Raw genomic sequence first — 14,352 nt, forward strand, 5'->3', positions numbered from 1 at the left:
GTGTCGTCATTGTCCGGCGCGCGCATCGACAGCGGCAGCAACATCTTCCGCGATGAGATCTGCGTTGACTGCCGCGCCGGCCATCACACCTGCCCCCGATGCCACCATCACCATCGCCGACAGGTCACTCGCATTGCCCGCAGCCCAGACTCCGGGGATCTCCGTCTTCCCCATCGGATCGGAGTCGATGAACTCCCCGAAAGGGTGGTCGGTCACGGTTCCGCCGAGTTGTACGTAGAGGTCTGCTCGGGCATGGAATCGGGGAGCAACCACCACCGCGTCCTGCTCGACCTCGGGTGTGCCGTCGAGAACGACGGTGACCCCCTTCTCCCCCTCGTCACGGATGCCCTCGACGCGGGCGTCGACCACACGGATCTGCCGCGCCGCCAACTGTTCGGCCGCGTCGGCGTCGAGTTCCGGCATCGTGTGGGTGAACAGCGTGACGTCGGCGGTGAGCTGCCGGAACAGCAGCGCCTGGTGGACACTCATCGGACTCACCCCGATCACGCCGACGCGCTGATCGCGCACTTCCCATCCGTGGCAGTAGGGGCAGTGGAGCACCTTCCGGCCCCACATCTCCTTCACGCCGGGAAGGTCGGGAAGCTCGTCGACGAGTCCCGATGCGAGTACGAGTCGCCGCACCCGGACGGTTCCGCCCTCCTCGAGGTCCACCTCGAACGCGTCACCCTCGCGTCGCGCCGCTACCGCGGTGTCGGCACGCACCTCTGCCCCGTATCCGATCGCTTCCTTGCGTCCGGCCGCAAGCAGGTCGAGTGGTGGAACACCGTCCTGGCCGAGGACGTTGTGAGCACCTTCGGCCGGGCCATTACGCGGTTCTCCTGCGTCGACGACGAGCACCGAGCGTCGCGAGCGGGCGAGCGCGGTCGCAGCACTCAACCCTGCTGCGCCACCCCCGATCACCGCAACGTCGTAGTGTGCAATGGCCGGCAGGTCGGTGGTCGAACTCATCAGTTTTCCTCTCGATCGAGTTTTCTTGCCGCCCATATGGTTCGGTGCCCGCGGACTCTCAGGTCGTTTCTGCTCAGCACCGAGTGGGGGCCGTGCTCCGAGCTCAACTGCGCCAGAGCGTCGAGATCGTCTGCAGACAGGTCGCTTTCGAGTCCTTCTCGGAGCTTGCTCAACACCGTGCGGGCGTAGGTCCGTGCGGTCGGCGTAGTGCCGTCGAGGTCGATCTCGGTGCGGCGCACTGCTTCGACGTCGAAGCCCGCACGGTCGAGGTCCTCGCTCCAGTCCGGGTGATTGTTCCACCCGCGCTCACCCGCAAGCGCGTGAGCGCGCGCCTCGAGCCCCGGCGTGCCGATCCCGATCTCGTCGGGAAGGAATCGCGGTTGAGATTCCATTTCGAGGACCACCAGGAGCGCTCCAGGATTCAGCGCATCGTGGAGTTGCCGCAGGAAAGCGCCGGGTTCCTGGACGTGGTGCAACGACAATGCCGCCCACACGAGATCGGCCGAATCGACCGCCGGCCAACCGGCGTCCAGATCTGCCTCGACAGTCTTCACTCGATCCTTGAATCCGTGCCGACCGGCTGTGTCGCGGACCCGGGCCAGCATCTCCGGCGACCGATCGACGGCGATCACCTCTGCTTCGGGGAATCGTGCGGCGAGAACGCGCGTACCTGTCCCCGTTCCGGCCCCCACGTCGACGATGACACGGGGATCGACCCGATCGGCGACCCAGTCGACCATGCCTTCCAGGTACTCGCGGTGCACCTCCGCATCGAGATCCAGCAGGTCTGCCGGGGAGTTGCTGTGCCTGTGCGCGTGATGATGACTGTGCTGATGCATTCCTCCACGCTATAGCGATCAATGCGGATTCGGCATATTATTTTGCCTATGGAGCAAGAATACGTCGATCTGGACCAGGTCGTCCGGCAGCGCATCCGGAGTCTGCGACTGGCACGTGGATGGACACTCGATGCACTGGCAGCCCGCTGTCACATCAGTCCTTCGAACCTGAGTCGCATCGAAACCGGCCGTCGCAGGATTGCATTGGATCAGCTCGTCCCGATCGCGCGCGCACTCGACACCACGATCGATCACCTGGTCGAATCCGATGACGACCAGGATGTGGTGATCAGGCCGCAACCGTGCGACACCCCCGGCTTCACCACGTGGCTTCTCTCACGCGAACGATCCCTCAACGGAGTGACGATCGCGAAGATGCGCATCACCAACGAGAACCCCAGCCCGACGGACAAGCTGCCCGTCCACCCCGGACACGAATGGTTCACCGTGCTCACCGGCACCGCTCGCCTTCAGCTCGGTGAACGCACCATCCTCATCCAGGAGGGCAACGCAGCCGAGTTCTCGACGATGACGCCGCACGCGATCAGCGCCCATGATGGCGCCGTCGAAATACTCACCATTCTCGATCACAACGGAGAGCGAGCACACCTGCACGGAAACGGCGCGCCAGCGAGCATTCGGCCGTAGAGCCCCCTGCGCAGCCGCCGCTGCACCTACCAGAAGCGCAGTGGTGATGAGCAGGCTGCAACCCGGCCGCGACGGCGTCCGAGACAATCCGACGCCGTCGAGTCCGAGCAGTATCCGAGCGAGCTCGTCCCGGTTCATTGCGGCTCCCACGTGATCCCGGCGGATCGAGGTCGGTGGCAGCGTAACGCGATCAGCGGGTGGTCGAGGCACGTAGTGTGATTTCCGAACCAGCGAAGAACGGAGCGAACGGTGGCCGGAACCACGGTGGAACCGCCGACAGTGACGGAGTTGATGGCCGAACTGGCAGAGCTCGAAGACCCGAAGATCCGTGAGGTGAACGTCAAGCACGGCGACGACCACGGGGTCAACCTCACCCAGCTCCGCGCGATCGCCAAGAGGCTGAAGGTCCAGCAGGACCTCGCCGAGGAACTCTGGGAGACCGGCGACAGCGCTGCGAGACTGCTCGCAATCCTCGTCAGTCGGCCGAAGGCGTTCACGCGCGACGCCCTGGACACCATGTTGCGGGAAGCACGCGTCCCCAAGGTCCAGGATTGGCTGGTCAACTACATCGTGAAGAAAAGCCCGCACGCTGACGAACTGCGCGTGCTGTGGTTCGATGATCCGGACCAGGTCGTGGCGAGTGCGGGTTGGGCCCTGACATCCGAACGAGTGGTGAAAAGGCCCGCGGGTCTCGATCTCTCCGGGCTGCTCGACATCATCGAAGTGCAGATGAAGGATGCTCCTGAACGCCTGCAGTGGGCCATGAACACCTGCCTCGCCCAGATCGGGATCGAGCACCCCGCGTATCGCGCCCGAGCCCTCGATATCGGCAACCGTTTGAAGGTCCTCGAGGACTACCCGACCTCCGCTGGCTGTACGTCCCCGTTCGCACCCATCTGGATCACCGAAATGGTGAACCGGAAAACCGACAAGTGAGGTCATCCGTGAAACTGATGCGCGCCGTAGGCGTCTGCGCCACCACCATTGCCACGTCGACCCTGCTCGCTGCAGGAGTGGCTTCGGCTTCGGTGACAGTCCCGTTCCAGATCGATCCAGCACCATACGGAAATCCGAACGGAAGCTTCGACGCCCCGTCGATCCGCTGCGTCGCGGTGGTCGGCGAGGAGCCGGGTGTCGTGACGATCACCGGCGGGAAAGAGGACGGCTGGGGCTGTCTCCTGTACGCGGATGTGCAATGGGTGAACCTGTCGACCGGCGAATCCGGCTCTGCCCACCTGTCGGACGGACTCAACGGCATTCCGGCATTCGCCACGATCGATACCGGCGCCGGACAGGTCGCCGTCCTCTTGACCTCGGCAACGGCCGGTCCGGTCACCCCCGGCATCGCCACATTCCAGGTGACGTAGTCAGCGTCCCATCGAGAAACACCGCGTCAGGAAGAACCCGCTGCATATACTCCGGCAATGCTGATCATCGGGATCATCCTGTTCGGAATACTCATCGGCGCAGGTGCGCAATTGATACTGGGCAAGTCCACGTCCGGAATCGATTGGACAGTAGCGTTTGCTGCCGGCGTCGGCGGCTCTTTCGTCGGCGGCCTACTCATCAGTCTGCTCGCGGGGGACGGTCTCCATTTCCGTCCCAGCGGCATCATCGGCTCCATCGTCGGCGCCATCATCGTTACCGCGGCGTGGTTCTGGTGGAAGGGGCGCTCCAGCTCGTCCGTGGGCTGACAACGAAGGGCCTGCTGCACCGATCGCGGAGCGGCAGGCCCTTCGGGGTTCGCGTCAGATCCGGGTCACGTCCAGCCCACCGTCGTGGTACTGCGACCGAAGGCGCTTCTTGTCGAACTTGCCGACACTCGTCTTGGGAACCTCACTGACGACCGTCCAATTCTCGGGAAGCTGCCACTTCGCGACCTTGTCCGACAGGAAGTCGCGCAGCGTATCGACGGTCGCGGTGGCCCCCGCACGCAGGACGACGGCAACCAGCGGACGTTCGTCCCACTTCTCGTCGGGTACACCGATCACCGCTGCTTCGAGGACATCCGGATGCCCCATGACAGCGTTCTCCAGATCGACCGACGAAATCCACTCGCCGCCCGACTTGATGATGTCCTTCGTGCGGTCCGTCAGCGTGAGATAACCGTCCGGGGTGATGGTTCCGACGTCTCCCGTGCGCAACCATCCGTCGTGGAACTTCTCGGGTGCCTCGACACCGTAATAGGAAGCCGCGATCCACGGGCCGCGTACCTCGAGTTCACCGATGCTCACGCCGTCGTTCGGAACCACCTCGTCGTCGTCACCGACGAGACGTGCCTGCACCGACGCCGGGAATCGTCCCTGCGTGTACCGGTAGCGCCACCGCTCGTCACCCTCGACGCCCACAGGCGGTCGCGCCACCGAACCCAACGGCGACGTCTCCGTCATCCCCCAGGCATGCAGGACCTGCACCTCGTGGTCGGTCTCGAACGCGTGCATCAGCGACGGCGGCACCGCCGAACCACCGATGAGGACTTCCTTCATGCAGGAGATGTCCTGCGGATGCTCCTCGAGGTACTGGTGCAGTCCGAGCCAGATGGTCGGGACAGCGGCGGCGAAGGTCGGGCGTTCGGCGGCGATGAGCGCAGCGAGCGGTTCGGGCTGCAGGAAGCGGTCGGGCATGATCAGCGACGCACCGATCATGAATGCCGCATACGGCAGACCCCACGACATGGCATGGAACTGCGGAACAACCGCAAGCGCTCGGTCACCCTGACGAAGCGAAGGCCCCTCCGTCATGCACACCTGCATCGAATGCAGGTAGATCGAGCGGTGCGAATATGCGACACCCTTCGGGTCCCCGGTGGTCCCGGACGTGTAGCACATCGCGGCCGCAGACCGCTCGTCCACCTCAGGCCAGTCGAAGGTGGTCGGCTGGTCGGCGATGAGCCCCTCGTACGTGTGCAACTGCACCCCGTCCGGAACCTCGAGACCGGCGGTCGAGTCGCCGGTGACGACCACGTGCTTCACAGTGCTCAACTGCGGCAGCTGCGGTGCGAGCAATGGCACGAGGGTCGGATCGACGATGATCACGTGGTCTTCGGCGTGGTTGGCCACGTGGATCAGCTGTTCCGGGAACAAGCGGATGTTGAGGGTGTGCAGGACGGCGCCCATCGCCGGTATCGCGAGATACGCCTCGAGGTGCTCCGCGTTGTTCCACATGAACGTCGCGACACGCTCGTCGCCGTTCACGCCGAGTCCGCGCAGAGCGTGCGCAAGCTGCGCGCAACGGTCGCCGACCTCGGCGTAGCTACGCCGACGCGCACCGGAATCGGTCCAGGTCACCACCTCCGCCCCGCTGTGAACGGAGCTGCCGTGGCGCAGAATCTGCGCGATGGACAAGGGTGCGTCTTGCATGGTGCTCAACATGAATCGCTCCTCTTCGATCGGTTCGCGACCATTGTGTCGCACGCCACCCGATTCCGGACCATCGAGGTGGAGCTTTCCTACTTGGCAGTATGAATCACATGACCGCACTTGCCGCCGGCAGACGCCATTCGGTGGGCCTCCACACCGACGGAACCGTCGTCGCGGCAGGAAACGACTCCGCCGGTGAGTGCGACGTCCTCGGATGGCGCAACATCGTCGCAGTGGCCGCCGGAAATGTGCACACCGCCCGGAACACCGGAAGATCTCACACCGTCGGCCTGCGGGAAGACGGAACCATTGTGGCCACGGGATGGAACGGCGACGGGCAGTGCGACGTGGGCGCGTGGCACGAGATCGTCGCGGTCGCTGCGGGCTGGCGCCGCACGCTCGGCGTTCGGGCAGACGGCATCGTCGTGGCTGCCGGCCGCAACAACGAACTGCAGTGCGACGTCGGCTCCTGGTACGAGATCGTGGACGTCGCCGCCGGGGACTGGCATTCCGTCGGCGTCCGGAACGACGGTACTGCCGTCGCCACAGGCAACAATCGATTCGGGCAGTGCCGAGTCGACGACTGGCGGAATCTCACGGCGATCACCGCGGGATACCTCCATACCGTCGGCCTGAGAACCGACGGAACCGTTCTCGCTGCCGGGCAACGTAAGTCGGGCGCGTGTGACGTCGACGAGTGGACCGACGTGACGTCGGTGGCCACGGGCAGTCATCACACAGTCGGGGTGATCGCGAGCGGCAGGGTTCGCGCGGTCGGAGACAACAGTCACGGGCAGTGCGACGTCCACGAATGGCACGGCATAGTCGCAGTCGCGGCAGGCTCGGCCCACACGCTCGGTCTACGCGCCGACGGCACAGTCGTTGCGGCAGGAGATCCGAGAGATGGTCGATGCGAGGTCGATGAATGGCACGGCATCCGGCTACCCAGGTGTCGACCTCATCCGCAAACAGCCCTACCGATCGTGACGAGCGACGAAATTCGCGAACCCGATCGGTGACCGCCTGCGGCTCATCCACCAGCACCGCGTGGCCTGCATCAGGGAATATGTTCAGTTCGGCCTGGGGGTGAGACGCCGCGAACCATCTTCGACGCACGTATCGACGGTGACGACACCGTGACCGAGTCGACGCTATGCGTGACCCCGCGATGACACACGTCGTAGTCGATCGTCAGTAGTGGTAGCGGGCCTGTTGGATGATGACGGTGTCGGCATCGACGACATACACCAGACGGTGCTCGTGGGTGATCCGGCGGGACCAGACGTTGCCTTCCATGTGACGGAGACGTTCCGGCTTCCCGATGCCCTCATAGGGTAGTCGCTTGATGTCCTTTATCAGGTCGTTGACCTTGGTCAGGACCCTTCGGTCGGCGGTCAGCCAGTGGGTGTAGTCGTCCCAAGCATCGTCGGTAAAGACGACCTTCACTCGATCAGTTCCCTCTCGGTGTATTCACCGCGCTTGGTCGCCTCCAAGCTCCGGAGTAACCGGCGCGCGTTTGCCGGTGACGAGAGAAGGTAAGCGGTCTCCATTATCGAGTCGTAGTCGTCCTTGGACAGCAACACAGCGTTGCCGTTCTTCGAAACGATTTCGATGCTTGTGTGATCCTCGTTGACCTGGGCTACCAGGCCGAACAGGTTCTTCCTGGCTTCGGTAGCAGTAATTGCGGACATGGCTTCGGAGCCTCCCAATGACGAGGTGCCCACCGTTGACAACTCAACACCCAAGAAGATACCACAAACGTACTGCATAACGTACATAGTCAGGACGCGAATTGAGCCGTAGAGCCACGGATGTGTCGCCGCTCCATACGTCTACAGATCCTGCCGCGATCGAAGTCGCGCAAACTCACGCAGGAGAACGCGGGGCCCCGATGCCCGGATCGATCCGGACAGGCCCGTCAACCGTCGGCGACAGCGGGAAGTCGAAGATCGCAGTCGGAAGATAGACCGTGGCACAGGAATTCGGAATGTCCACGACTCCGGACAGACGTCCCTCGATCGGTGCGGCACCGAGGAGAAGGTACGCCTGCTCCGGGCTGTATCCGAACTTCGTCAGGTATTCGATGGCGTGCAGACACGCCCGCTGGTACGCCAATTGCGAATCGAGATAGCGCTGTTCACCGTCGAGCGTCACCGACGTACCTGAGAACGCGAGCCACTCGGAGAACTGAGGATCGGTGTTACCCGGCATGAAGATCGCGTTCTCACTCACCCCGTAGGTGTCCATCCCACCCGGGATGAGTTCCACGCGCAGATCGATGAATCCACCCATCTCGATGGCGCCACAGAAGGTGATCTCGCCGTCGCCCTGTGAGAAGTGCAGGTCGCCGACCGACAGGTTCGCGCCGTCCACGAACACCGGGTAGAAGATGCGACTGCCCTTCGTCAGGTTCTTGATGTCCTGGTTTCCGCCGTTCTCGCGAGGAGGGGCTGTGCGTGCGCCTTCCGCGGCGACACGCTCGAACTCCGCCCCGGTGAGGCTGCCCAGGATCGCACCGTTCGGCTCCGGCGGCAGCGCCAGCGGCGGTACCCGGTCGGGATCGGTCGCGATCAACGCGGCCTCACGGGTGTTCCAGGTGGACAGCAGATCGTGCGACGGAGCAGTTCCCATCAATCCCGGGTGCACGATGCCGGTGAACGACACGTGCGGAATGTGACGGCTGGTCGCCTTCTGGCCCGAAAAATCCCAGACCGCCTTGTAGGCGTCGGGGAACTGGTCGGTGAGGAAGCCGCCACCGTTGGGCTTGGCGAAGATACCGGTGTAGCCCCAGCCCTGTCCCGCGAGCGGGCCCGAGTCCTCCTGGGGGATCGGACCGAGATCGAGGATGTCGACGATCAGCAGATCACCAGGTTTCGCGCCCTCGACCGCGAACGGCCCTGACAGCGCGTGCACGGTGTGCAGCGGCGCGTTGCGGATGTCGTCGGCGGAGTCGTCGTTGTGAATCTCCCCGTCGAACCATTCCCGGCAATGCACCCGGAACGAGTCCCCCGGCTTCACCGTCGCCACGGGTGGGATGTCGGGGTGCCAACGGTTGTGGCCGATCTTGTCCTGATCGGTGAATCGGCGGGTCGAGTCGAGGGGAAAGACGACGTCGGGCACTGGACCTCCTGGCTCGGTCGATCGCGTGGGTTGGTCGAACGTTCAAGGGCGAGGGAGCAGCCGATGCCTCGGGTCGGTCGAGACCGGACGCGACGACCGCCGCGGGCCACCGGGGAGCGCACCCGATACGACGCCCGGATCGGACGCCGTGCGCGCTGTCGCGTCGTGCACGCGCATCGCGGTAGACGCGCCGCGACCCAGACGCGGCGCGGTGATCGCGCGAGGCGCGTGCTGCCCACACGAGGGGCACGCAGTGGATGGCCCGACTTCGCTCATAGGCATGGACGCATCGAACAGACCGCACTCGGCGCACCGGAAGTCGTACAGCGGCATCGGCATCGACCTTTCGAATGGATCAGCTGCCGAAACCGTAACCGACCAGGCGGTTCCGCGCGCCACGTCGGCGAAATTCGTAACCCCCGGGCAACCCCGCCGCAATCGGTCCCGTCGGTCGTCCGCGCTGCCGGCAGTGCGAGAATCTTTCCGTGCCCATGCCCCCACCGCTCCCCGTCAAGAACGGGGTCGGACCGACACGTCTGAGGGTGCCGACGGCCGGCCCCTGGTCGACGATCGCCGAGTACGTGGCGGCGAGGTTCGACCACATGGACGCAGGAACCCTCTATCAGCGGTTCGACGACGGCGAGATCGTGGCAGCCGATGGCAGTCCGATCGGTCGCAGCGCGGCTTTGGGCACGCATCGGTTCATCTGGTACTACCGCGATCTTCCGGTGGAGGAGCCTGTGCCGTTCCACGAGGAGATCCTGCACATCGACGACGACCTCGTCGTCATCGACAAGCCGCACTTCCTCCCCACCACTCCCGGCGGGCGGTACTTGCGCGAGTCGGCACTCGTCCGACTGCGGGTCCGTCTGGACAATCCCGACCTGACGCCGATTCATCGACTGGACCGCGCGACGGCCGGTCTCGTGATGTTCTCGACCCGTCCTGCGACGCGCGGCGCCTACCAATCGCTGTTCGAGAAGCGGCGGGTCGTGAAGGTCTACGAAGCGGTGTCCGCGCGACCGGCGGTCTGGAATCCCGACGCCCCGATACTCGCGGGGCACGCACTTCCCGTCATCTATCGGAACCACATCGATGCGCGCAAAGGCGAGTTGCGAGTGATCGTCGACGACGCACGAGAGCCCAACTCGGAGACCGTGGTCGGGGTGCTCTCTTCCGGCGTGAATTCCTCCGGACGCGCTGTGCTCCATACGATCCTACGTCCACGCACCGGGCGGATGCACCAGCTCCGAGTGCATCTCGCGACGCTCGGAATCGGGATCCTGGGCGACCGTTGGTACCCGGATCTCCTGCCCGAAGCTCCGGACGATCATGCCCTCCCGCTCCAATTGCTCGCGCGGGAACTGGAATTCACCGATCCGCTCTCAGGAATGTTGCGGAAGTTCGCCACCCGCCGAACCCTGAGTGAGGCGCCCTGTCCGGAGCAAGCCGAGCAGCACCACCGATGACACTGCCGGTCACTCGTCGCAGGTCAGCGACTCCGGGTCGCTCAGACGACCTTCTTCGCCACGCTTGACTTCAGCTGCATCCAACTCCCACCCAGGTGGGCCGTACGCCCACGACACAGCGCGACAGCCGGGTCGCGGTAGTTCAGCTGTAACATCTGCGCTTGTGCTCCATACCCGTCAGGCACCCGAGCAGGGAAGTATTGTCGATTGTTCGGCGCTACCCGGGCCGGGTGCGCGAAAGTCCAAGATGCCTGCTCTCGATGCACGAGGGTGGACGCTGAAGGTTGCGCTCTCGCAGCGTCCGTGGAGCTTCGTGGCCTCGGTCGGCATGGCGGCCTCCTTCGTCTGCAACGGTCTCACGCCCGTCGTGGTCGGCAGGGCAGTAGATGAAGCCATTGCCACCTCATCACCCCACCGATTGGGATTCTGGATCCTGGTTCTGGGCTGTCTCTTCGTGCTCGCCATCGGCGTGAACTGGATTGCACGCTTCATGCTGATCCGCAGTCAACAGCTGGTCAGCCACGATCTGCGCACCATGGTCACCGACCGCATCCAGGATCCACGCGGGTTCGCCGGTCGTGAGCGCACCGCCGGCGGCTTGCTGTCGATCGCGTCGTCCGACACCAGTCGGGTCGGCGATATCGTGATGATGACGGTCATGCCGGTGGCCGAGGCGGCGGCGATCACCTACGGCGCCATCATGATGTTCACCATCAATCCCTGGCTGAGCTTGGCCACCTTGATCGGTGGCCCTCTCCTCGTGGTCGTGGCGCTCCGGGTGGCCCGCCCTCTGCAGAGCCGCTCGGTGGCCCGTCAGCATGCGATCGCTCAGGCTGCTGCGACGGCCACTGATGTGGTCCAGGGATTGCGCATTCTCAAGGGTCTGGGTGCGATCGTCACGGTCCGGAGTCGCTATGACGAGGTCTCGGATATCGCCTATCGCAAGACCATTCGCGCCAATGCGGCCGAGGCGGGCCTCAACGGCGCGACCGAGGCGGCCGGTGCGATCTTCGTCTCCGCCCTCGGCATCGCCACCGGCGCACTCGCACTCAACGGACACGTCACCATCGGTGAACTCATCACGGTCGTCGGACTGACCCAGTTCCTCATCACTCCGATGACGATGTTCGGCAGGAACCTCGCCTCGCGCTGGGCCTCGGCCGAGGCGTCCGGACGGCGAATCCGAGAGGTTCTCGGGGCAGGCTTCGAACGCACCAACGATGTCGACGCCGCCAGAGCCGCCCGGTTCATGGACACCCTGCCCACCGGCCTCACCGTCGTACGCGGCACCGATCACGAGCTGATCCCCCGACTCGAGTCGCTGCCACGGAGCAGGGTGATCGTCGTACCGCACTCGGCCGACCTGTTCGACGGCAGCGTCGCCGACAACGTCTACCCCGACCGGACCATCGCAGAGGAGGCGCTCCGCGTCGCCTGCTGCGATGACATCCCAGAGGGCCCCGACAAGCGCGTAGGCGAGAACGGACGCATGATGTCCGGCGGCCAACGCCAGCGCGTGGCCCTGGCGCGCGCCATCGCCTTCGATCCCGAGGTCCTCGTGTTGCAGGATCCGACCACCGCGGTCGACTCGGTGACGGAGCAGAACATCGCCGAGCGGGTGTCCCACCATCGGGCAGGCAAGATCACGCTCGTGTTCAGCGAGGCACCGGCATGGAACGCCGTAGCGGCCGACCACCTGAGTGCGGAGGATCTGAAGGCCACAGCCGAGGAGCTGCTTGCGGGGGCCGCCGTATGAGTTCGCCGACGAGCGCAACCCCACCCGTGAAGACCGACGCCGCTCTTCGATTCCCCCTGGCCACGCTGAGGCAGGTGCGGCGCGAGGTAGCGCGTCAGTTGGGCCGGGTCCGCCACGCGAAGCTGTTGTTCCTGCTCGCACTCGTGCTACTCGGCCTCGGCGCCTACGCCGGTGTGCTGGTACCGCAACTGATGGGCCGGATCGTCGACGTGGTGATGGGACACACCCAGCGATCGCTGTGGCCGATCGGCGTAGGTCTGATTTCCGCGGCGATCGTCGGCGCGGTCATGAGCGCCTGTGGCTTCTACCTGGTGGCACGGCTGTCCGAGCGCGTGATCGCGAACCTGCGACAGGACATGGTCGGCACCGCTCTGGGATTGCCCACCCACCGAGTCGAGGATGCCGGCACGGGCGATCTGGTCAGCCGCTCCACCGACGATGTTGCCGAGCTGTCTGCTGCCGTCACCGAGACCGTGCCGACGCTGTCCACCTCGTTGTTCACGGTCGTCGCCACCGTCATCGCCCTGTTCGCCTTGGACTGGCAGTTCCTGATCATCCCGGTGATCGTCGCCCCGGTGTACTACTTTGCCGCGCACCGCTACCTCGCCAAAGCTCCCCAGCGCTACGCCGACGAACGCGCCGCAATGGCCGAGCGCGCCCGCCGCGTGCTGGAAGCCATCCGGGGTCGCGCGACCGTGCGTGCGTTCTCGATGGAGAACCGCATGCACACCGAGATCGAGAACGCCTCGTGGGGCGTGGTCCGCAAGGGCATCAGGGCTCGCACCACCATGCTCGGCCTCAACGCGTGGATGCTCGGTGCCGAGTTCCTCATGCTGACGATCGCACTGTCGGTGGGATACCACCTGGTGTCCACCGACGCCCTCACCGTAGGTGCCGTGACCGGGGCGGTGCTCATGATCATCCGGCTGCGTGGTCCCTTGAACACGTTCATGCGTGTGCTCGACGTCGTACAGTCCGGGTACGCCTCGCTGGCGCGGGTCGTGGGTGTGGTCACCGACCCGCCGGTGCCGGTGCCCGACAGCGGTGCCGATGCTCCGCGGGGTCTGGTCGAGCTGCGCGACGTCAGTTTCAGCTACGGCGATGCCTGGGCCGTACGCAATATCGATGTCACCATCGACCCGGGCGAGACCGTCGCCATTGTCGGCGCGTCCGGAGCCGGAAAGACCACGGTGGCAGCGCTGGTAGCGGGATTGCGTGTACCCGACGCGGGTGAGGTGCTCGTCGACGGGTACCCCGTGTCGTCGCTGTCCGACCGTCAGCGCATCGCCCGTCTCGCCATGGTCAGCCAGGAGGTGCATGTCTTCGCCGGAACCCTGCGCCAGGACATGACTCTCGCGAAGCCCGATGCCACCGATGCAGAACTGCTTTCGGCACTCGATCTGGTTCATGCACGGCCGTGGTTCGACCGGCTTGCTCAGGGCCTCGACACGGTGGTCGGCGCGCGTGGTATCCAGCTGGATCCTGTGGCTGCACAGCAGCTGGCACTGGCTCGCGTCCTGCTTCTCGATCCGGCCGTCGTCATCATGGACGAAGCGACCGCCGAGGCGGGCTCGGTCGGGGCGGGGGCATTGGAGGATGCAGCCGACAGGGTGACCCGTGATCGTTCGGCCCTGGTGGTGGCGCACCGCTTGGACCAGGCCTCGCGCGCAGACAACATCCTCGTCATGGACTCGGGTCAGGTCGTGGAGCAGGGCACTCATGATCAGCTGTTCGCTCGTGGCGGGATCTACCACCGATTGTGGTCCGCGTGGACTGCCGGTCGCCAAGAGATCGGCAACATCGGCCACGGTGCCGCGGTCGCGGAAGTGATTGGTGGCTCCGCTCCGGACGGAGAGTCCGACCCCGATCTCGCGCACACTCGGGTGTGACGGCGTAGCCGCTCAGCCGGCTGACCGACTTCCACAGTGTCGTGCGTGATCGCGTCAACCTTCTCGCGCACACCCGCCGTTCGAGCCGCAGCTCGTGGTTCGACTGCAGGTTCATCCAGAACTCCTCAGACATCCCGAAATACTTCGCAAGTCGGATCGCCGCGTCGGTCGTGATCCCGCGTGCGTGGTGGTGCCGCTCGCAGCCAAGCTTGCGAGCAGTTGCAACCCTTCATGGGAAGCCTGTGCAACGCGACTCGATGGATCCTCCGATCGATCGAGGGCGCGCGGTCACGACGCCCGGAT

The 14,352-nt window shown here is 65.0% G+C and carries 15 protein-coding genes; 8 read left to right on the forward strand and 7 right to left on the reverse strand.

All coding sequences use genetic code 11. The annotated features are described in order from the left end of the window. Positions 1–6: 6 nt before the first annotated feature. Positions 7–969 carry an NAD(P)/FAD-dependent oxidoreductase gene (locus tag Q7514_RS18740; RefSeq protein WP_330134786.1) on the reverse strand — a complete coding sequence of 321 codons (963 nt, stop codon included), beginning with the start codon at positions 967–969 and terminating at the stop codon, positions 7–9. After that, the gene (locus Q7514_RS18745) at positions 969–1,808 is read right to left on the reverse strand and encodes a class I SAM-dependent methyltransferase (RefSeq protein ID WP_330134787.1); all 840 of its coding nucleotides are present in this window, start codon (positions 1,806–1,808) and stop codon (positions 969–971) included. Before Q7514_RS18745 ends, Q7514_RS18740 begins: the two co-directional genes overlap by 1 nt. Positions 1,809–1,856: 48 nt before the next feature. Here Q7514_RS18745 and Q7514_RS18750 point away from each other — a divergent pair, with 48 nt between their 5' ends. The 4 genes from Q7514_RS18750 to Q7514_RS18765 all read left to right on the forward strand — a co-directional run bounded on the left by Q7514_RS18750 (position 1,857) and on the right by Q7514_RS18765 (position 4,150). Next, on the forward strand, positions 1,857–2,456 hold the full coding sequence (locus Q7514_RS18750; RefSeq protein WP_330134788.1) for a helix-turn-helix domain-containing protein: 600 nt from the start codon (positions 1,857–1,859) through the stop codon (positions 2,454–2,456). A gap of 291 nt (positions 2,457–2,747) precedes the next feature. Further along, positions 2,748–3,392 carry a DNA alkylation repair protein gene (locus Q7514_RS18755; RefSeq protein ID WP_330135019.1) on the forward strand — a complete coding sequence of 215 codons (645 nt, stop codon included), beginning with the start codon at positions 2,748–2,750 and terminating at the stop codon, positions 3,390–3,392. Between the two features lie 17 nt (positions 3,393–3,409). Then, the gene (locus Q7514_RS18760; protein WP_330135020.1) at positions 3,410–3,823 is read left to right on the forward strand and encodes a hypothetical protein; all 414 of its coding nucleotides are present in this window, start codon (positions 3,410–3,412) and stop codon (positions 3,821–3,823) included. Between the two features lie 57 nt (positions 3,824–3,880). Beyond that, the gene (locus Q7514_RS18765) at positions 3,881–4,150 is read left to right on the forward strand and encodes a GlsB/YeaQ/YmgE family stress response membrane protein (protein WP_330134789.1); all 270 of its coding nucleotides are present in this window, start codon (positions 3,881–3,883) and stop codon (positions 4,148–4,150) included. 54 nt (positions 4,151–4,204) lie between these two features. Here the strand turns inward: Q7514_RS18765 and Q7514_RS18770 are convergent, their stop codons facing one another. Then, positions 4,205–5,827: a long-chain fatty acid--CoA ligase gene (locus Q7514_RS18770; RefSeq protein ID WP_330134790.1), complete on the reverse strand. Its 1,623-nt coding sequence runs from the start codon at positions 5,825–5,827 to the stop codon at positions 4,205–4,207. A 98-nt stretch (positions 5,828–5,925) separates the two neighbouring features. Here Q7514_RS18770 and Q7514_RS18775 point away from each other — a divergent pair, with 98 nt between their 5' ends. Then, positions 5,926–6,834 (forward strand): RCC1 domain-containing protein, encoded by a 909-nt coding sequence (locus Q7514_RS18775; RefSeq protein WP_330134791.1) that lies wholly within the window; start codon positions 5,926–5,928, stop codon positions 6,832–6,834. Positions 6,835–7,006: 172 nt separating this feature from the next. Here the strand turns inward: Q7514_RS18775 and Q7514_RS18780 are convergent, their stop codons facing one another. The 4 genes from Q7514_RS18780 to Q7514_RS18795 form a co-directional block, all read right to left on the reverse strand. Further along, on the reverse strand, positions 7,007–7,261 hold the full coding sequence (locus Q7514_RS18780) for a Txe/YoeB family addiction module toxin (RefSeq protein WP_330134792.1): 255 nt from the start codon (positions 7,259–7,261) through the stop codon (positions 7,007–7,009). Then, a complete protein-coding gene (locus tag Q7514_RS18785; RefSeq protein WP_330134793.1) occupies positions 7,258–7,539 on the reverse strand; it encodes a type II toxin-antitoxin system Phd/YefM family antitoxin in 282 nt (93 codons plus the stop codon). The genes Q7514_RS18780 and Q7514_RS18785 overlap by 4 nt, the downstream gene beginning before the upstream one ends. Positions 7,540–7,681: 142 nt before the next feature. Next, positions 7,682–8,935 (reverse strand): formamidase, encoded by a 1,254-nt coding sequence (gene fmdA / locus Q7514_RS18790; RefSeq protein ID WP_330134794.1) that lies wholly within the window; start codon positions 8,933–8,935, stop codon positions 7,682–7,684. Positions 8,936–8,977: 42 nt separating this feature from the next. Beyond that, positions 8,978–9,274 carry a zinc ribbon domain-containing protein gene (locus tag Q7514_RS18795; protein WP_330134795.1) on the reverse strand — a complete coding sequence of 99 codons (297 nt, stop codon included), beginning with the start codon at positions 9,272–9,274 and terminating at the stop codon, positions 8,978–8,980. 152 nt (positions 9,275–9,426) lie between these two features. Here Q7514_RS18795 and Q7514_RS18800 point away from each other — a divergent pair, with 152 nt between their 5' ends. From Q7514_RS18800 to Q7514_RS18810, 3 genes are all read left to right on the forward strand, one after another. Then, complete coding sequence (locus Q7514_RS18800; protein WP_330135021.1) at positions 9,427–10,404, forward strand: pseudouridine synthase; 978 nt, start codon at positions 9,427–9,429, stop codon at positions 10,402–10,404. Positions 10,405–10,651: 247 nt separating this feature from the next. Beyond that, positions 10,652–12,160, forward strand: a complete 1,509-nt coding sequence (locus Q7514_RS18805) for an ABC transporter transmembrane domain-containing protein (protein ID WP_408016132.1) — start codon at positions 10,652–10,654, stop codon at positions 12,158–12,160. Then, complete coding sequence (locus tag Q7514_RS18810; RefSeq protein WP_330134796.1) at positions 12,157–14,049, forward strand: ABC transporter ATP-binding protein; 1,893 nt, start codon at positions 12,157–12,159, stop codon at positions 14,047–14,049. The genes Q7514_RS18805 and Q7514_RS18810 overlap by 4 nt, the downstream gene beginning before the upstream one ends. Positions 14,050–14,352 lie beyond the last annotated feature (303 nt).

Source organism: Rhodococcus artemisiae, from assembly GCF_036327795.1.
GTDB classification, from domain to species: Bacteria; Actinomycetota; Actinomycetes; order Mycobacteriales; family Mycobacteriaceae; genus Rhodococcus; species Rhodococcus artemisiae.